General features: G+C 41.9%; 16 protein-coding genes and 1 riboswitch. Of the genes, 15 read left to right on the top strand and 1 reads right to left on the bottom strand.

All coding sequences use genetic code 11. The features are described 5' to 3' along the window. The first annotated feature begins 23 nt into the window (after positions 1 to 23). The 15 genes from zapA (at position 24) to K7887_RS15960 (ending at position 17,694) form a co-directional block, all read left to right on the top strand. Positions 24 to 293 (top strand): cell division protein ZapA, encoded by a 270-nt coding sequence (zapA, locus tag K7887_RS16030; RefSeq protein ID WP_399208543.1) that lies wholly within the window; start codon positions 24 to 26, stop codon positions 291 to 293. A gap of 5 nt (positions 294 to 298) precedes the next feature. Beyond that, positions 299 to 844 carry a CvpA family protein gene (locus K7887_RS16025; protein ID WP_223490521.1) on the top strand — a complete coding sequence of 182 codons (546 nt, stop codon included), beginning with the start codon at positions 299 to 301 and terminating at the stop codon, positions 842 to 844. Between the two features lie 127 nt (positions 845 to 971). Then, complete coding sequence (polX, locus tag K7887_RS16020; RefSeq protein WP_223490519.1) at positions 972 to 2,693, top strand: DNA polymerase/3'-5' exonuclease PolX; 1,722 nt, start codon at positions 972 to 974, stop codon at positions 2,691 to 2,693. Positions 2,694 to 2,721: 28 nt separating this feature from the next. After that, on the top strand, positions 2,722 to 5,079 hold the full coding sequence (locus tag K7887_RS16015; protein WP_223490517.1) for an endonuclease MutS2: 2,358 nt from the start codon (positions 2,722 to 2,724) through the stop codon (positions 5,077 to 5,079). Positions 5,080 to 5,093: 14 nt separating this feature from the next. Beyond that, complete coding sequence (locus K7887_RS16010; protein ID WP_223490515.1) at positions 5,094 to 5,501, top strand: DUF350 domain-containing protein; 408 nt, start codon at positions 5,094 to 5,096, stop codon at positions 5,499 to 5,501. A gap of 652 nt (positions 5,502 to 6,153) precedes the next feature. Then, complete coding sequence (locus tag K7887_RS16005) at positions 6,154 to 6,648, top strand: cation:proton antiporter regulatory subunit (RefSeq protein ID WP_223490513.1); 495 nt, start codon at positions 6,154 to 6,156, stop codon at positions 6,646 to 6,648. Continuing rightward, entirely contained in the window at positions 6,648 to 7,826 is a 1,179-nt protein-coding gene (locus tag K7887_RS16000; RefSeq protein WP_223490511.1) for a cation:proton antiporter, read from the top strand. The genes K7887_RS16005 and K7887_RS16000 overlap by 1 nt, the downstream gene beginning before the upstream one ends. A 132-nt stretch (positions 7,827 to 7,958) precedes the next feature. After that, positions 7,959 to 9,647: a long-chain-fatty-acid--CoA ligase gene (locus K7887_RS15995; protein WP_223490509.1), complete on the top strand. Its 1,689-nt coding sequence runs from the start codon at positions 7,959 to 7,961 to the stop codon at positions 9,645 to 9,647. Positions 9,648 to 9,804: 157 nt separating this feature from the next. Beyond that, complete coding sequence (locus tag K7887_RS15990) at positions 9,805 to 10,392, top strand: fatty acid metabolism transcriptional regulator FadR (RefSeq protein ID WP_060664841.1); 588 nt, start codon at positions 9,805 to 9,807, stop codon at positions 10,390 to 10,392. A gap of 33 nt (positions 10,393 to 10,425) precedes the next feature. After that, complete coding sequence (locus K7887_RS15985) at positions 10,426 to 11,199, top strand: enoyl-CoA hydratase (RefSeq protein ID WP_223490507.1); 774 nt, start codon at positions 10,426 to 10,428, stop codon at positions 11,197 to 11,199. 65 nt (positions 11,200 to 11,264) lie between these two features. Then, positions 11,265 to 12,038, top strand: coding sequence for an electron transfer flavoprotein subunit beta/FixA family protein (locus K7887_RS15980; protein ID WP_223490505.1), 774 nt, complete (start codon positions 11,265 to 11,267; stop codon positions 12,036 to 12,038). A 195-nt stretch (positions 12,039 to 12,233) separates the two neighbouring features. Further along, complete coding sequence (locus tag K7887_RS15975) at positions 12,234 to 13,211, top strand: electron transfer flavoprotein subunit alpha/FixB family protein (protein WP_010195742.1); 978 nt, start codon at positions 12,234 to 12,236, stop codon at positions 13,209 to 13,211. Positions 13,212 to 13,610: 399 nt separating this feature from the next. Further along, positions 13,611 to 13,925, top strand: a complete 315-nt coding sequence (gene trxA / locus K7887_RS15970) for a thioredoxin (RefSeq protein ID WP_010195744.1) — start codon at positions 13,611 to 13,613, stop codon at positions 13,923 to 13,925. 345 nt (positions 13,926 to 14,270) lie between these two features. Next, complete coding sequence (gene uvrC, locus K7887_RS15965) at positions 14,271 to 16,043, top strand: excinuclease ABC subunit UvrC (RefSeq protein WP_223490502.1); 1,773 nt, start codon at positions 14,271 to 14,273, stop codon at positions 16,041 to 16,043. 70 nt (positions 16,044 to 16,113) lie between these two features. Beyond that, positions 16,114 to 16,300: riboswitch (Lysine riboswitch) on the top strand. A gap of 152 nt (positions 16,301 to 16,452) precedes the next feature. Beyond that, entirely contained in the window at positions 16,453 to 17,694 is a 1,242-nt protein-coding gene (locus tag K7887_RS15960; protein WP_223490499.1) for an aspartate kinase, read from the top strand. Between the two features lie 317 nt (positions 17,695 to 18,011). Here the strand turns inward: K7887_RS15960 and K7887_RS15955 are convergent, their stop codons facing one another. After that, on the bottom strand, positions 18,012 to 18,443 hold the full coding sequence (locus K7887_RS15955) for a YslB family protein (protein ID WP_223490497.1): 432 nt from the start codon (positions 18,441 to 18,443) through the stop codon (positions 18,012 to 18,014). Positions 18,444 to 18,528 lie beyond the last annotated feature (85 nt).

The following is an 18,528-nucleotide window of genomic DNA, read 5'->3' as shown; positions in this document are numbered from 1 at the left end:
TATAAAGATTAGGATTTTAATGAATGGGGGCATACACGTTGTCAGAGCATAAAACTCGCACAACTGTCGACATATATGGACAACAATACTCGATTGTTGGTACGGAAAGTATAAGTCACATACGACTTGTTGCTTCCATTGTCGATGAAAAAATGAGAGAAATCAATAGTAAAAATTCACACTTGGACATCAGTAAACTGGCAGTTCTGACTGCAGTAAACGTTGTACATGATTATATCAAATTAAAAGACGAATACGATATGCTTGAGAGAGAATTAAAGAAAAAGGGTTGAGTACGATGTTAGACTTGATTATTATCTTTCTATTTATTATGGGACTGATTGTTGGGATCCGCAGAGGATTCATTATGCAGATTGTCCATCTTTCCGGCTTTATAGCAGCTTTTGTGGTTGCATATATGTTTTATGCTGATTTAGCGCCGAAATTGAAGCTTTGGGTGCCGATGCCGAGTTTTGGAAACGCAGAGTTTTCCATGTTCTTTGAGACAATCAGTCTTGATACAGCCTATTATAGAGCTGTTGCTTTTGCGATTCTTTTCTTCGGGACCAGGATTGCGGCACAAATTATCGGTTCGATGCTGGATTTCCTTTCCCACTTGCCGATATTGAAGCAGGTGAACAGCTGGGCTGGTGCGGTATTGGGATTTGTGGAAGTTTATTTGATTGTCTTTATCTTCTTATACATAGGAGCATTGGTTCCTCTGGAGATGGTGCAGTCATCCATCAGTGATTCTTCCATGGCGAAGGGTATTGTGGAAAATACGCCGATATTCTCAGAAAAGCTACAAGAGTTATGGTCTGGGTATATGGCAAGCAAGCAATAATACAAACGATAAAACAGGCCTTCCTTGGGCCTGTTTTTTTATGGATGCAGTTTGTTCGATTGTACATTTGCCTCATTTATTTGTATGATTTAATAAGATAAGTCTACATAAGGTCAGGTGAAGAAACGTGAATAAAAAACAAATCGTGAAATGGCTTGAAACGATTGCGACATATATGGAATTGAAGGGCGAGAACGGCTTTAAAGTTTCGGCGTTCCGTAAAGCGGCGCTGGCTCTTGAAAATGATGAGAGAAGTTTAAGTCAAATAGAGGATTTTACTAAGTTAAGCGGGATTGGAAAAGGAACGGCTGCTGTCATCCAGGAAATCTTGGAAACAGGGAAATCATCCGTTTTAGAGGAGCTTCAACAAGAGGTTCCAGAAGGATTGATTCCTCTATTAAAATTGCCTGGACTTGGCGGCAAAAAAATAGCGAAACTTTATCAAGAGCTAAACGTAGTAGATATGACAAGCTTGAAAGAAGCTTGTGAAGCAGAAAAAGTGCAGGCGCTTGCCGGATTTGGAAAAAAGACAGAAGAGAAAATCCTTGCTGCAATCGAGGAAGTGGGAAAACGTCCAGATCGTTTGCCTATTTCTTTTATGACGCCAATTGCAGAGCAGATAGAAGAATTCCTTGCAACCGTGGATGGTATTGAAGAATACTCCCGTGCAGGAAGCTTACGCAGATACAGGGAAACAATTAAAGATTTGGACTTTATCATTTCCACAACAGAACCTACAAAAGTAAGAGAGCAGCTTGTGAAAATGGACAGGGTGACAGAAATTATTGCAAATGGTGATACGAAAGTATCCATCATTTTAAAATATGATTATGATGTTTCGGTTGATTTCCGCATGGTGGAGCCATTAAGTTTTCCGACAACACTTCATCATTTTACCGGCTCGAAGGATCATAATGTCCGTATGCGCCAGCTTGCTAAAGACCGCGGAGAAAAAATTAGTGAGTACGGTGTGGAAAATGTAGAAACGGGTGAAATGCAGCATTTCAAAACGGAAGAAGCTTTTTTCCGTCATTTTAATCTGCCATTCATTCCGCCCGAAATAAGAGAAGATGGTACAGAAGTGGATTATGCATTGGAGCATGGAGAGATACCATTGGTGTCACTGGATGACATACGAGGAGATCTTCATATGCACTCCACCTACAGTGATGGTGCTTACACAATTGAAGAGATGATAGAAGCAAACCGTGCAAAAGGGTATAAATATATGGCGATAACGGATCATTCTCAATATCTGAAAGTAGCAAATGGGTTGACGCCAGAACGTCTTAGACAGCAAAAGGAAGAAATTAAGAAGCTTAATGAAAAGTATGATGATATCACGATTCTTTCCGGTGTGGAAATGGACATTCTCCCAGACGGCTCTCTTGATTATGATGACGAGTTAATGGAGGAAATGGATATTGTCATCGCATCGATTCATTCAAGCTTTTCACAAAAAAGGGAAGTTATCATGGACCGCTTGAGAAAAGCGTTGGAAAATAATCATGTAGACATTATCGCACATCCAACAGGACGCCTGATTGGACGCAGGGAAGGGTATGATGTGGACGTGGAAATGTTGATTCAGCTGGCAAAAGAAACAGATACAGCGCTTGAGCTCAATGCCAATCCGAACCGCTTGGACCTTGCAAGCCATTATGTCCGACTTGCACAGGATGCAGGAGTGAAGCTTGTCATTAACACAGATGCCCATAGTATTGACATGCTTGATCATATGGAAGTCGGAGTGGCTGCGGCAAGAAAAGGCTGGATTAAAAAAGACAATGTGATCAATACATGGTCACTGGACGAGTTAAAGAAATTTTTAACACGACACCATACGTAATGTAAGAAAAGAAGGGAGTTATGGTAACGTGCAACCGAGGGTTTTAAAGGTATTGGAATTTAATAAAGTAAAAGATAAATTGGCTACTTTTTCCGCCTCCTCATTAGGAAAAGAAAAAGTGTCCCAACTGACACCTGCCACCAATTATGATGAGGTGGTAAAGAGACAGCTGCAAACAGATGAGGCAGCAACTGTTCTCCGATTAAAAGGGGAAGTTCCGCTTGGAGGAATCACCGATATCCGTGCACATGTGAAACGCGCTGAAATAGGCGGGACATTGAACACCCATGAACTATTGGATATCGCGGGTACTATCTATGCGGCAAGAAAGCTGGACCGATTTGTGGAATCTGTAGTAGAAGAAGATATATCCATTCCTATTTTAAAAGAATATATGGAACAGTTAATCATCTATCCTGAACTTGAACGCAATATCAAAAACTGTATAGACGAATACGGGGAAGTTCTCGACGGGGCTAGTGATAAACTGCGAGGAATACGTCAGCAATTAAGGTCGACTGAATCCAGGGTGCGAGAGAAATTAGAGAGCATGATTCGTTCTTCCAACGCCCAAAAAATGTTGTCAGATGCAATCGTCACCATTCGTAACGAGCGATATGTGATACCGGTGAAACAAGAATATCGCGGCTCTTATGGCGGAATTGTTCATGATCAATCTTCATCTGGTGCGACTTTGTTCATCGAGCCCCAGCAGGTGGTAGACCTTAACAATGTCCTTCAAGAAGCGAAAGTAAAAGAGAAGCTAGAAATAGATCGTATACTTGCCGAACTTTCAGCCGAAGTGGCAGAAGTTGCCCGCGATCTTCTTGGAAATGTTCATATTTTGGCGGAAATAGATTTTATGTTTGCTAAGGCTAAGTATGGAAAGCATATTCGCGGAACAAAGCCTGAAATCAATAACGAAAAATATATCAGGCTTGTTCAGGCAAGACACCCTCTGATCAATGAGGATGAGGTGGTCCCGAACACAATTGAGCTCGGAAAAGACTATACCTCGATCGTTATAACCGGTCCAAATACAGGTGGTAAGACGGTAACGTTGAAAACACTTGGTCTGTTAACGATTATGGCGCAATCCGGGTTGCATGTACCTGCTCAAGACGGATCGGAAGTGGGAGTGTTCAACGCAGTTTATGCAGACATCGGTGATGAGCAATCTATCGAACAAAGTTTAAGTACATTTTCTTCCCACATGGTTAATATTGTGGATATCCTTAAAAAGGTCGATCATGACAGCCTTGTTCTTTTTGATGAGCTTGGAGCAGGAACAGACCCTCAAGAGGGGGCAGCACTTGCTATTTCCATCTTGGATGAAGTCTATCAACGTGGTGCCTGTGTTATTGCGACCACCCATTACCCTGAACTGAAAGCCTATGGGTATAACAGGGAAGGGGTAGTAAACGCAAGTGTCGAATTTGATGTGGATACATTAAGTCCTACGTATCGTTTGCTTATTGGGGTACCTGGCAGAAGTAATGCTTTTGAGATTTCTAAACGTCTAGGATTGGGCATGGAAGTCATTGACCGGGCTAAAGGCTTTGTCAGTGAGGATAGCAACAAAGTGGAAAATATGATCGCTTCTTTGGAAGCTTCCCAAAAACGAGCGGAAGAAGAATGGAAAGAGGCAGAAAAAATAAGAAAAACATCACAACAGCTGCATGAAGACCTTGAACAGCAAATGCAGGAGCTTAACGAACAGCGAGATAAGCTGTACGAAAAAGCAGCCGCAAAAGCAGAGAAGATGGTGGAGGATGCAAAAGAAGAAGCGGAAAAAGTCATCCGCGAATTGCGTAAAATGCGCATGGAGCAGCACGCCAATGTAAAAGAGCATGAGTTAATTGATGCGAAAAAACGATTGGAAGGCGCTGTGCCTACCGTTAAAAAATCTGCTGCTACGAAAAAACAGGAAGTTAGCAACCAAACACTTGAGCCAGGTGACGAAGTGAAGGTTATGAGTCTAAATCAAAAAGGGCATCTCGTGCAAAAAACGGGAGATAAAGAATGGCAAGTTCAAATCGGCATCATGAAAATGAAAGTAAAAACAAAGGACATTCAATATGTGAGCAGGCCAAAGCCGGTGGAAACAAAGCCACTCGCAACCATTAAAGGAAAAGACTATCATGTAAGCATAGAGCTTGACCTTCGTGGTGAACGTTTTGAAAATGCACTGATGAGAGTGGAGAAATACTTAGACGACGCCATTTTAGCAGGCTATCACCGAGTTTCTATCATTCATGGTAAAGGAACAGGAGCATTGCGTGTCGGGGTGCAGAATTACCTGAAGAACCATCGTTCGGTCAAAAACTATCGATTTGGTGAGGCGTCTGAAGGTGGCACTGGTGTTACCGTCGTCGAACTGAAATAAGAGGGGAGCCTGATATGTCTGCTTTTTGGGAAAATGACTTAGTCAGAACGGCTGCCAATTTTAGTGTGGTGGTTCTATGTCTTGTATTGTTTCTGGCTATTTTTGAACTGGTGACAAAATATAAAAACATGGAAGAAATTAAAAAAGGTAATTTTGCAGTTGCAATGGCAACAGGCGGTAAAATACTGGGTATCGCTAACATTTTTAGGTATTCTATAAGCGATCATGATTCGTTGTTGACGATGATCGGCTGGGGAGCGGCCGGGTTTGTCTTGTTGTTGTTTGCTTATTTTATCTTTGAGTTTTTAACGCCAAGCTTTAACATTGATGAGGAAATACGAAAGGGAAATTGGGCTGTTGGGTTTATTTCCTTTGTCATTTCTGTCGGGTTATCGTTTATTATCGGGGCAAGTATTGGATAAGGAGTAGGGGATTTTGGAAACTTTAGCAAAAGTATTGATCGGATGCTGTATTGTGTTTGTGATTATTGGAATTATTTATCTTTTAGTAGCATAAAGAGTTAATAACAGTGAGGAAGAAGAAGCAAGTTTACATTGCTGATTCTTCCTTTTTTTAAAAAGGATAATAAAGTATAAAATACTGTTGATTTCCGTTCCAGGCGCTTCGCTTGCCTGCGGGCGGTCCGTGAGCCTCCTCAGGCTTCGCCTTCCGGGGTCTCACCTGTCCCTTCCTCCCGCGGGCGTCTGCGCGCCTTCCACTTCAATCAACTGGGTAATTTCATATACAGTTGGTCATTTAAAAGCTATTAAATAAAAATAATAGAGTTACATTTATAAAATTTCGTTTTATAAATACTTTAGCTGTGGATTGGAGCAAATGGCGTAGACTCCTGCGGGGGATAACGGTTGGTTGAGACCCCGCAACGAAGTGAGGAGGCTCAAGCATCGTCCCGCGGAAAGCGAAGCCATTTGCGGAAAGGAACAGCGGCGCTTAACCACAAACAAATGTTTTTTTCAAAAAAGACGGGGCGGTTTTTCTTACCCCTGATAAATTGTTGAGCAGGGAGAGTAGGTAGTTTTAGAGAATATAGGTGGTATGGGAGGGGTTCTTAAGATGCAGTTTAAAACTACGGAACTACCGGGGATTGGGAAGAAGCTATCATTTGTTACGGCTGAAGGAAATATGGTGGTTTTGGTTGTTCACCATTCCGGAAAACGAGAGATGTATTTTTTTGAAGACCCAGATCAAGATGAAGCGGATTTCTCGATTTCCTTGACCTCAGACGAAACAAGGGAACTTGGGGCCCAGCTGCTGGGTGCTATCTATCAACCTGTGGATATGGATAAAATGAAAATATTTAAGAAACAAATCATCATAGAGTGGATTGAAGTGAAAAAAGCTTCCTCCTTAATTGGAAAATCCATCGGAGAATCGAAAATAAGAACCAAAACAGGTGCATCCATAATCGGTATTGTAAAGGGAGAAGATAACATCGCTGTACCGGACGTCGATGTAAAGCTTCATGAAGCGGATGTTCTGATGGTTTGTGGCAAACAAGCGCAAATTGAAAAGCTCACCAAGCTTTGCGAGGGAGGGACTGCTACCTGATGCATGGAGGTACTCCAATACTTTTAAGCATAGGAGTCATACTACTCGTTCTATTTGTTATGGGGTATGTCGGAGGAAAAGTGAAAATTCCTGGCATCATACTATATATATTTTTAGGACTAGGCATCGGAACATTCATCTCAGAAAACGAATTATTGTATACTGCTAGTGAAATAGGAATTGTTTTATTGTTTTTTTTACTAGGTTTAGAATTTCCCCTAAAAAAATTAAAGAATATGGCAATCAAGGTTTGGAAACCTGGTTTATTGGATGTAGCTTTAAACTTTGGAATATCTACTGTCATTTGTCTATTCTTTGGACTGGATCTACTGACCTCCTTTTTAATAGGCGGGGTCCTTTATGCTACAAGCTCCTCAATTTCTGCCAAACTGTTGGAAAGTACGAAACGGTTGGCAAATGCAGAGTCAGAATATATCCTCGCGATCCTCATCTTTGAAGATATTGTCGCACCAGTCATTGTTGCAGTCTTAATTGGATTAGCTTCGGACACTGGAATAACAGGGACTGATTTTATTATGCTTTTGGGTAAAATCTTGTTGCTTACTGTTGGGGCAATGGTCATCGGTCGTTTCGGTTTCACTCGCTTGGAGAAATTCTTTGAGCGGTTGGTTGGAAGTGATATCTTCATCATTCTAACAGTCGGGATTGCCCTTAGTTATGCAGGGCTAGCGTTGTTATTGGGGTTGTCAGAAGTATTAGGAGCATTCTTGGCAGGTATCATGCTTGCCGAAACGAAGCGCTCAGGAGATATAGAGCAGGTTACCTTGCCGGTGAGAGATTTGCTATTGCCTATATTTTTTATGCATTTCGGGACGACGATCGACCTTGGAGAAGGAGTGCCGTATGTAGGATTATTGCTAACATTGATTGGATGGGCTTTGCTTGGAAAGATTTTCGTCGGAATGCTTGGTGGAAGATGGTACGGGCTCACAAAACGGGTTGCTTTGAGAGCTGGATTTTCCTTAACCCCTAGAGGAGAATTTTCCGTTGTCATTGCATCTATTGCCACTGGAGCGACCAAGGTTTTTAGCAGTGTGTTTATCCTGGCCTCAGCGATACTGGGGATTTTGATTTTTATTTTAGCGCCAAAATTGACGAATCTATTTTATGAAAAGAAAAGAATAAAAAAGAACATAAAGCTGAAAGTTCCTGGGTAAGTAATGCCATCTTTCATCATTTTTTGCAAAAATCAAAAAAATGTTATAATTTTTAAGGAATTGCTGATATACTATAACAAACAGATATGGGCCTTTTGTAGTAGTACAGGCCGATAAAGAGGAGGGAATAGAATGGAGCAAGTAGTGAATAAGCCGTGGCTATCACTTTATCCAGAAGAAATACCTCATGAGATCAACTTCGAAGAGCGAACACTGCAGTCTTATTTGAAACAAGCGGCGGAAGAATATCCAACAAAAACGGCTATCAGCTTCCTCGGCAAAAAGTTAACATTTGAAGAAGTGTATGATCAATCTTTAAAACTGGCAAACTACTTAAAAGGACTTGGAATTGAAAAAGGCGACAGAGTGTCAATCATGCTCCCAAACTGTCCTCAAGCTGTCATCAGCTATTATGGCGTCTTATTTGCCGGGGGCATTGTGGTGCAGACAAATCCACTATACATGGAACGTGAACTCGAATACCAGGTCAATGACTCCGGCTCCGAGGTCATTATCACGTTAGATATTTTATATCCCAGAGTATCAAAAGTGAAAGCGTTAACAAAGTTGAAGCATGTCATCGTAACGGGAATAAAGGACTATCTCCCGTTCCCTAAAAATATGCTTTATCCTTTTGTTCAGAAAAAACAGTACGGAATTGTGGTGAAGGTGGAGCATAGTGGACAAAATCACTTGTTTACCGAAATTATTAAACAATCAGACGCACAAACCATTGATGTACCTATTGATCCGAAGGAAGACCTTGCGTTGTTGCAATATACAGGCGGTACCACCGGATTTCCGAAAGGCGTTATGTTGACACATATGAATCTTGTTTCTAACACAATGATGAGCGTGAAATGGATGTATCGATGCAAACGTGCGCAAGAAAAGGTGATTGGTATTCTGCCGTTCTTCCATGTGTACGGCATGACAGCGGTGATGAACCTTTCTATCATGCAGGCATTTGAAATGGTCCTTTTACCAAAGTTCGACCCTGAAACCACTTTGAAAGCCATTCAAAAGGAAAAGCCAACCTTATTTCCTGGGGCACCGACCATCTATATTGCCCTTTTAAATCATCCTGATATTAAAAAGTATGATTTATCTTCCATAGATTCTTGTATCAGTGGATCCGCTGCACTTCCTGTTGAGGTGCAAGAGCAGTTTGAACGTGTAACAGGAGGAAAACTGGTGGAAGGCTATGGACTCTCAGAAGCCTCTCCTGTGACACATGCCAATTTCCTTTGGGATGAAAGGGTATCAGGAAGTATCGGGATACCTTGGCCAAATACTGAATCCGTCATTCTTTCCATGGAAAATGGAGAACTGGCTCCGACCGGTGAAATAGGAGAAATTGCTGTAAGAGGCCCACAAATCATGAAAGGGTACTGGAACCGAAAAGAAGAGACCGAAGCTGTCTTAAAAGATGGCTGGCTTCTAACCGGAGATTTAGGTTATATGGATGAGCGCGGTTATTTCTATGTGGTGGATCGTAAAAAAGATATGATTATTGCCGGCGGGTTCAATATCTACCCTCGAGAAATCGAAGAAGTACTCTATGAACATGAAGAAATTCAGGAAGTAGTAGTCGCAGGAATTCCAGATGCCTATCGCGGTGAAACCGTTAAAGCCTATATCGTGAAAAAGTCTGGATCCAAGCTGACAGAAGAAGAATTGGACCAATATACGCGTAAACATCTTGCTGCCTACAAAGTGCCAAGATACTATGAATTCAGAGATGAACTGCCAAAAACCGCTGTTGGAAAAATCCTCAGAAGAGCATTGGTGGAAGAAGAAAAGCAAAAAATCGCAAAGTAATAGGTAAAGAGAGGGAGATGAAAGTAGCCTCTCTCTCTTTTTTGTATAGTAACGAGCATTAAAATTATGATAAGATAATGATTGACAGTTCATTCATGGTACAGTATCATGAAAATATGAATGATTATTCATTCATTTTCAAAAAGGAGCGAAAAGCTTGAAACAACAAAAGCCTAAATATAAACAAATAATAGATGCCGCAGTCATTGTCATTGCGGAAAACGGCTACCACCAAGCACAAGTTTCCAAGATTGCAAAACAAGCTGGAGTAGCAGACGGGACCATCTATCTTTATTTTAAAAATAAAGAAGACATCCTTATTTCACTGTTTCAAGAAAAAATGGGACTCTTCGTCGAAAAGATTCGTCAAGAAATTGCAGGAAAATCGACATCAACAGAGAAATTATTAACGTTGATAGAAAAACACTTTTCTATGCTGGCTGAAGATCACCATCTTGCAATTGTAACGCAGTTGGAATTAAGACAATCCAATTTAGAGCTTCGATTGAAGATTAACGAGGTGCTAAAAGGGTATCTACATGTTGTGGATGAAATTTTACTGGCTGGTACCCAGAACGGTGAGCTTCGTTCCGACTTAGATGTCCGTCTTGCAAGGCAAATGGTTTTCGGGACGATTGATGAAACAATCACCACTTGGGTCATGAATGATCAAAAATACGACCTGACATCCATCGCACCAAGAGTACATGAATTATTAATCAAAGGGTTTGGAGCTACCCCTTAAGTAGCTCTCCGTTTTACATAAGGAGGGTTAATAATGGAATTCTTACAAATGAAAGTAGAAGATCGAATTGCTCTCATCACCATCAACAAAGCCCCGGCGAATGCTTTGTCATCCGCAGTTTTGAAAGAGCTTTCATTATTGATGGATGACCTGGAAAACCAAGAAGAGGTAAGAGTTGTCCTGCTTCACGGAGAAGGTAGATTCTTCTCAGCTGGTGCCGATATCAAAGAATTCACCACGGTGGAAACTGGGGAAGAATTTGCTGAGCTTGCAAAATTTGGTCAGGATCTTTTTGAAAGAATGGAGAACTTCCCAAAACCGATCATCGCAGCCATCCACGGTGCAGCCCTAGGCGGTGGCCTTGAGCTTGCAATGGGTTGTCATATCCGCTTGGTAACAAAAACAGCCAAACTTGGTCTGCCGGAGTTGCAATTGGGCTTGATCCCCGGATTTGCCGGAACACAGCGTTTACCTAAACTGGTTGGTTCCGCAAAGGCATTTGAAATGCTGTTCACAAGCGACACATTGACTGGGGAAGAAGCAGTTCAATGGGGACTTGCCAATAAGGCCGTCGATGAAGAAGTTTTAATGGATGAAGCTTTGAAGATGGCGAAAAAGATAGCACAAAAAGGACCTATATCGGTTGCTTCTGTTATTGAATTGTCCCGATACGCAAAACATGAAGAATTTTATCAAGGGGTAGACAGAGAGGCACAATTATTTGGTAAAGTCTTCACATCAGAAGATGGCAAGGAAGGTATTACAGCGTTTATGGAAAAAAGAGCTCCCGAATTTAAAGGGAAGTAATTTTTTTTATAATATAAAATCTGAATATTACTAATAAAAATAATGTTTAAACAGGAGGTACTGTGATGAATATTTTTGTTTTATTAAAAAGAACATTTGATACGGAGGAAAGACTAACGGTTTCAAATGGCAGCATAAATGAAGATGGTGCAGAATTCATTATTAACCCATACGACGAGTATGCGGTAGAGGAAGCAATTCAAGTCAGAGACACGCATGGCGGAGAAGTAACAGTCGTGACAGTAGGGTCTGAAGAAGCAGAAAAAGAACTTCGTACGGCACTTGCAATGGGTGCGGACAAAGCTGTCCTGATCAACACGGAAGATGATGTAGAAAATGGAGACCAATTTACTACGGCGAAAATCCTGGCTGAATTCTTAAAAGATAAGGATGCAGATTTAATTATCGGCGGTAACGTAGCAATTGACGGCGGTTCTGGTCAAGTGGGACCTCGTGTAGCGGAATTATTGGATATTCCTTACGTGACAACTATCACGAAGCTAGAAATTGAGGGCGGAAAAGCTACGATCGTTCGTGATGTGGAAGGCGATTCCGAAGTTCTTGAAACTTCCCTTCCGTTGCTTGTAACAGCGCAACAAGGTTTAAACGACCCGCGCTATCCATCTCTTCCAGGGATCATGAAGGCAAAGAAAAAGCCTCTTGAAGAGCTAGAACTAGACGATCTAGACCTTGATGAGGACGATGTAGAAGCAAAGACAAAAACGTTGGAAATCTACCTTCCACCGAAAAAAGAAGCAGGTCGCGTGCTTCAGGGAGAATTAGATGCTCAAGTAAAAGAACTAGTTTCCGCATTAAGAAACGAAGCGAAAGTAATCTAATACGTCATATAAACATTTAGCGTTTGATTGGAGCAGATGGCGTAGACTCCGGCGGGAGGTAGCGCTTAGGTGAGACCCCGCAGGCTTGCCGAGGAGGCTCAGCAAGTGCCCCGCGGAAAGCGAAGCCAGCTGCGGAAATCAAAAGCGTCGTTAAACAAGTACTTTAGATAGATACATGGACAGGAGGAGACAAACATGGCAAGAAAAGTATTAACATTAGCAGAAGTGCGTGATTCCGCATTGCGTAATGTATCATTTGAAGCAATTGCAGCAGGAAAAACAGTAGCAGAAGGTGGAGAAGTAGTTTCTGTACTAGTTGGGGAAGGCGTAGGTTCACTTGCTCAAGAACTCATCGCTTACGGTGCAGACCGCGTTGTCACAATTGAACACGCAAACTTGAAAGCGTACACATCTGATGGCTACTCTCAAGCATTGATGGCGGTAATTGAATCCGAAAACCCAGAAGGAATCATCTTTGGACATACAGCTTTAGGAAAAGACTTATCTCCTAAATTGGCATCCAAATTGAACTCTGGCTTAATTTCTGATGCGACTGAAGTGGAAGAGGTTGGCGGAAACCTTGTATTCACAAGACCAATCTACTCTGGTAAAGCATTTGAAAAGAAAATCGTAACAGACGGCGTCATTTTTGCAACGGTACGTCCAAACAACATCGCATCTCTTGAAAAAGATGAGTCTCGTTCAGGTGACGTATCTTCCCTAGATGTGGATGTAAAAGATCTTCGCACAATCATTAAAGAAGTTGTTCGCAAAGCAACGGAAGGTGTAGACCTTTCCGAGGCGAAAGTAGTAGTAGCTGGAGGCCGTGGAGTAAAATCTGAAGATGGTTTCGAGCCATTAAAAGAATTGGCAGACGTACTTGGAGCTGCAGTTGGTGCATCCCGTGGAGCGTGTGACGCAGACTATTGCGATTACTCCTTACAAATCGGTCAAACAGGTAAGGTAGTAACACCTGACCTTTACATTGCATGCGGTATTTCCGGAGCTATTCAGCATCTTGCTGGTATGTCCAACTCCAAAGTAATCGTCGCAATCAACAAAGACCCAGAAGCAAACATTTTCAAAGTAGCTGACTACGGTATCGTAGGTGACCTGTTCGAAGTAGTACCAATGTTAACAGCTGAATTCAAAAAGCTATTGGTAACAAACTAAGTTTGAATCATTAAACAGCCAGGCACTTTTGGGTGCTTGGCTGTTTTGGTGTGATGGATTAGAGATAACCTAGCTGGTGATTGGAGCAAAAGGCGAAGACTCCAGCGGGGGAGTAGCGACAATGTTGAGACCCCGCAGCGAAGCGAGGAGGCTCCAGCAGCGCCCCTAGGAAAGCTAAGCCCAGTGCGGAAATCACCAGCGGCGTGTCGGGGAATCTTAGTATGAAATAAAATGATCGAAAACGGGTAAACCTATAACGAAGCAAATAATTAGCAACACTATGCGCTAAATGCTATACTTTAGCTATAGTAAAACTCTGAAAGATTTTCCATCTGTCAGAGAACACATTAACAGCATATATTGTTAACTGTGAGATAAAAGGCTTAGGAGGAATTTATTATGGCAATTACAAATGCAACTGACCAAAACTTCACACAAGAAACTGGCGAAGGCCTAGTTCTTGCAGATTTCTGGGCGCCATGGTGCGGACCTTGTAAAATGATCGCTCCAGTTCTTGAAGAACTAGATCAAGACATGGGCGACAAAGTGAAAATCGTTAAAGTTGATGTGGATGAGAACCAAGAAACTGCTGGCAAGTTCGGCGTTATGAGCATCCCAACTTTACTTGTTATCAAAAATGGTGAAGTAGTAGACAAAGCAGTAGGTTTCCAACCGAAAGAAGCTTTGGCTGAACTATTAAACAAGCACGCTTAATGCGTTTTGGAGAAAGCCCGGTCCTGTGACCGGGCTTTTTGCGTGTAAAGTGACAGAATCAGGATGCCGAGTCGGCGGATATCGAGAAAAATTTGGGATATATCGAGAAAATTTAGGATATATCAATAAATTTGCGATTATATCAAGAAAAAATGAATTATATCAAGAAAACTTAGGGTTTTATCAAGAAATATCGGGATATATCAATAAAATCGTCATCGCCAGAGTCCCCGCCCCTGTCCCATCATCCTCTCCGACTAACCTAATACTTCCAAATGGAACATACGTACGAAACAAGGTATAATAGTTACATATGAAAAAATCTTTGGTTGGGAGGAGAAAACGTTGAATGAATCATTAAAAGAAAAACTTGCCATACTGCCTGACCAACCGGGATGTTACCTGATGAAGGATCGTCAAGGAACCATCATCTATGTCGGAAAGGCGAAGGTGCTCAAAAATCGTGTCCGCTCTTATTTTACAGGGAGTCATGACGGGAAAACGCTCCGACTTGTAAATGAAATTGTGGACTTTGAATATATCGTGACTTCCTCCAATATCGAAGCGTTAATACTGGAACTGAATCTTATAAAAAAACACAACCCTAAATATAATGTCATGCTGAAAGATGACAAACGTTATCCTTTTATAAAAATTACAGCGGAAAAGCACCCGCGTTTATTAATCACTCGTAAAGTGCAAAAGGATAAAGGGAAATACTTTGGACCATACCCAAATGTTCAAGCGGCAAATGAAACGAAAAAGCTGCTCGATCGTATCTACCCACTTAGAAAATGCATGACGCTGCCAGACAGGGTTTGCCTTTACTATCACATGGGTCAATGCCTTGCTCCATGTGTGGAACATGTATCTGAGGAAACGAACAAACAAATGGTTGATGGAATTGTCCGGTTTCTTAACGGAGGTTATAAAGAAGTCAAAAACGAGCTAACGGATAAAATGATGAAAGCCTCAGAGAACCTGGAATTTGAACGTGCACAGGAATTCCGGGACCAAATCATCAACATTGAAGCGACAATGGAAAAGCAGAAAATGGAGATGAACGACTTTGTCGACAGGGATGTTTTCGGATTTGCTTTTGACAAGGGCTGGATGTGTGTGCAGGTCTTTTTCATCCGTCAGGGGAAATTGATTGAACGAGATGTATCACTATTCCCGATTTACAATGAACCGGGAGAGGATTTCCTGACATTCCTTGGGCAGTTCTATTCCAAGCAAAATCATTTTGTCCCAAAAGAAGTGATGCTTCCTAGTCAAATTGACCTGCCGCTAGCACAAGAACTATTACAAACCAATGTGCTACAGCCGCAACGTGGGAAAAAAAAGCAGCTTGTTGATCTGGCAAACAAAAATGCAAAAGTTGCCCTCGGTGAAAAGTTCTCCTTGATTGAACGTGATGAAAGCCGAACGATAAAAGCTGTGGAGAACCTTGGGGAAATACTGGGCATCATGACTCCACACCGCATAGAAGCATTTGATAACTCGAATATCCAAGGAACGGATCCTGTTTCTGCCATGGTTGTATTCATCGATGGAAAACCCGAGAAACGAGAATACCGTAAATATAAAACCAAAAGCGTCCAAGGACCTGATGACTATGAATCCATGAGGGAAGTAGTCAGAAGAAGGTACACACGTGTTTTGAAAGAATCATTACCGCTCCCGGACCTGATCGTGATCGATGGTGCCAAAGGCCATATGAGTGCTGTAAGGGACGTCCTTGAAAATGAATTGGATTTATTTGTTCCGATTGTCGGCCTTGCCAAAGATGATAAACATAGAACGAGTAACCTTCTTGCCGGCGAAGATGCCATGATCGTTCCGCTTGAGAGAACGAGTCAAGAGTTCTATCTTCTGCAACGAATTCAAGATGAAGTCCACAGATTTGCGATTACTTTCCATCGTCAAATTAGAAGCAAAAGCGTGTTCCAATCCATACTTGATGAAATCACAGGGGTTGGGGCAACCAGGAAAAAGGCCCTTATGAAACACTTCGGTTCTGTTGCAAAGATGAAAGAAGCTACTGTCGAAGAAATACAAGTTGCCAAAATACCGAAGCCGATAGCTGAAGAAATTTTTAAAAAACTTCGTGAATAGGTGTTGTAAGGAATCTTATTGTCTGATATAATCACTATTAATTTCATAATGTGCCACTTCAAATCGATGAAGTGATGATAGAGGTGCGAACTTCAAAAGTATGTAATCGGAGAAGAAAGAGCTTCCGAGATGATTACGGAAAGGGGAGGATCGCCGAAGTAAAAAAAAGTCTCTTTTTCTTTTTTTTACTGGTTCTGCGTTTAAGAAATGTAGGACTGTCAGGTTGTCTTTGTGCTGCCTGGAGAGCTATCTCACCGCGTGAACGGATTCTTTATTTTACCAATCACAGCAATGAGACATTAGCTCATTGCTGTTTTTTTATATCCAAAAAAAGCTGCCATGGCTAAATGCGTACTGAGAACTATCTAACATTATGATGAGACTAATCAATGAAAAGGGAATGGTGCACATGTCAACGATTGTTGTACAGAAATTCGGAGGAACATCAGTGGGCTCGGTTGAACGAATTCAGCACGTTGCAAGTCGAGTCATCAATGAAGTGGAAAACGGAAACAAAGTGGTTGTCGTCGTATCGGCAATGGGCAAAACAACAGACGAACTGTTAACTTTAGCAAATGCAATCAACCCCCATCCAAGCAAGCGCGACATGGATATGCTTTTGACAACAGGTGAACAAATTACCATCTCCTTATTGGCAATGGCATTGCAAGTTAGAGGCCATGAAGCAGTATCATTGACAGGCTGGCAGGCAGGAATTCGAACAGAGCCTGTACACGGAAACGCTAGAATTACGCATATTGAGACAGATCTATTAAAAAGTTATTTGGATGCAGGTAAGATTGTCATTGTTGCGGGCTTCCAAGGAATTACTGCTAATAACGAGATTACCACACTGGGCAGAGGCGGTTCCGATACAACTGCGGTTGCATTAGCGGCTGCTTTACAAGCGGAGAAGTGTGATATTTATACAGATGTGACGGGAGTATTCACGACAGACCCTCGTTATGTAAAAGGTGCAAGAAAGCTTGCTGCAATTGCGTACGATGAAATGCTGGAACTGGCAAACTTAGGGGCAGGTGTGCTTCACCCACGTGCGGTTGAATTTGCAAAAAATTATGGCGTACAGCTGGTTGTGCGATCCAGTATGGAAGAGGAAGAAGGAACGATTATTGAGGAGGAAGTATCCATGGAAAAAAATCTAGTTGTCAGAGGAATAGCATTCGAAGACCAAATCACCCGCATTACCGTATGTGGCTTGCCAAATGAACTACATACCTTATCCACCATCTTCACGACATTAGCTCAGCACAGTTTGAATGTGGATATCATCATTCAAACGAGCATGGATAAAGATACAACAAACATTTCGTTCTCTGTTAAAACAGTAGACGTAAAAGAAACGATTGAAGTGTTAGAGCAGCATCAAGGCCGTTTAGGATTCACGGGAATCGAGCAGGAGAGCGGTTTAGCGAAGGTTTCCATCGTTGGATCCGGTATGGTTTCAAATCCAGGGGTTGCGGCGGAAATGTTCCAGGTCCTTGCCACTGAAGGCATCCATGTCAAAATGGTCAGCACATCAGAAATCAAAGTTTCTACTGTGGTTGATGTAGCAGAGATGGTTCGTGCAGTGGAGGCACTTCATGTGGCATTCAAGCTCGGAGAAGAGTCTGTTGAGAGAGTTTTAAGCTAAAAGAATAGTAGTTTTTGATTGTGGAGTGCCCTTTTCCTGGTGGAGAGGGTGCTTTTTTATGGAAATAGGGAGTGCGGCGGGTTAATTACGGTCCGTAAAATAAAAATACGAGCCAAACGGAGCAAAATACTGTCCATAAAAAAGAAATACGAGCCAAACTCATGCAAATACGAGCCAAACTCGCCCAAATACTGTCCGTAAATAAAAAATACATGCCGTTCGACAAGGAACGACATGTTCTATCAAATTGCCACCCGTAAGGCAGTGTGAACCCACCGATTAAGTTCAGGCCAACCACCCTTGAGGCAGCAACATCATTATTTATCCCACTGCACTGTTATCAGTATCTCTTTTTTCTTTTTCTGTTCCTCAATCGCTTCCGCAGTTTTGCCTTTAAGACGTTGAGTCTGTTCAGCAAGAAATCCTGCTTCAAGTTGGAATGTCGCGTCTTTATTCAAGTCAAGGCGGCGCGTCACCATTTCCCCGCGGATCACGTACTTAACTTCATGCTTGTTCTGTTCCAATAATTCAAGTTCTCCCCAGCCTGCTTCTTTAAAAAACTCGCCGATTCCCTCTTGAGTATCAATGGTAAACTTGCGTGCGAGCTGCTTTCCTGCCCAATAGATGACCTGGGTATGATCTTTCCCCAATAGGTCAGGTAAAAGCATATCGCGGATCAGTTCGTACCCGAAGATAGGGACTTGAATTTGTGTGTCCATCACTTGTTGTTGGTTGTTCGATTCAGTCATTTAGTTCCCCTCTTTCTCTATGTTCATTATATACCATCCAACCGGGTTAATAAATGAAACGTATGGAGTATTTTATTCTATTAAT

Source organism: Sutcliffiella horikoshii (assembly GCF_019931755.1).
GTDB classification, from domain to species: Bacteria; Bacillota; Bacilli; order Bacillales; family Bacillaceae_I; genus Sutcliffiella_A; species Sutcliffiella_A horikoshii_E.
The sequence above is the reverse complement of the archived record's forward strand: the minus strand, read 5'-3'. Positions and strand labels throughout refer to the sequence as shown.

Bases quoted from the DNA above. Each gene is read 5' to 3' on its own strand.
- K7887_RS16000 (WP_223490511.1), top strand. From the start codon at position 6,648: ATGCATGGAGGTACTCCAATACTTTTAAGCATAGGAGTCATACTACTC.
- K7887_RS15975 (WP_010195742.1), top strand. From the start codon at position 12,234: ATGGCAAGAAAAGTATTAACATTAGCAGAAGTGCGTGATTCCGCATTG.
- K7887_RS15980 (WP_223490505.1), top strand. From the start codon at position 11,265: ATGAATATTTTTGTTTTATTAAAAAGAACATTTGATACGGAGGAAAGA.
- zapA (WP_399208543.1), top strand. From the start codon at position 24: ATGGGGGCATACACGTTGTCAGAGCATAAAACTCGCACAACTGTCGAC.
- trxA (WP_010195744.1), top strand. From the start codon at position 13,611: ATGGCAATTACAAATGCAACTGACCAAAACTTCACACAAGAAACTGGC.
- K7887_RS16010 (WP_223490515.1), top strand. From the start codon at position 5,094: ATGTCTGCTTTTTGGGAAAATGACTTAGTCAGAACGGCTGCCAATTTT.
- K7887_RS16025 (WP_223490521.1), top strand. From the start codon at position 299: ATGTTAGACTTGATTATTATCTTTCTATTTATTATGGGACTGATTGTT.
- K7887_RS15955 (WP_223490497.1), bottom strand. From the start codon at position 18,443: ATGACTGAATCGAACAACCAACAACAAGTGATGGACACACAAATTCAA.
- K7887_RS16005 (WP_223490513.1), top strand. From the start codon at position 6,154: ATGCAGTTTAAAACTACGGAACTACCGGGGATTGGGAAGAAGCTATCA.
- K7887_RS15995 (WP_223490509.1), top strand. From the start codon at position 7,959: ATGGAGCAAGTAGTGAATAAGCCGTGGCTATCACTTTATCCAGAAGAA.
- K7887_RS15960 (WP_223490499.1), top strand. From the start codon at position 16,453: ATGTCAACGATTGTTGTACAGAAATTCGGAGGAACATCAGTGGGCTCG.
- K7887_RS15985 (WP_223490507.1), top strand. From the start codon at position 10,426: ATGGAATTCTTACAAATGAAAGTAGAAGATCGAATTGCTCTCATCACC.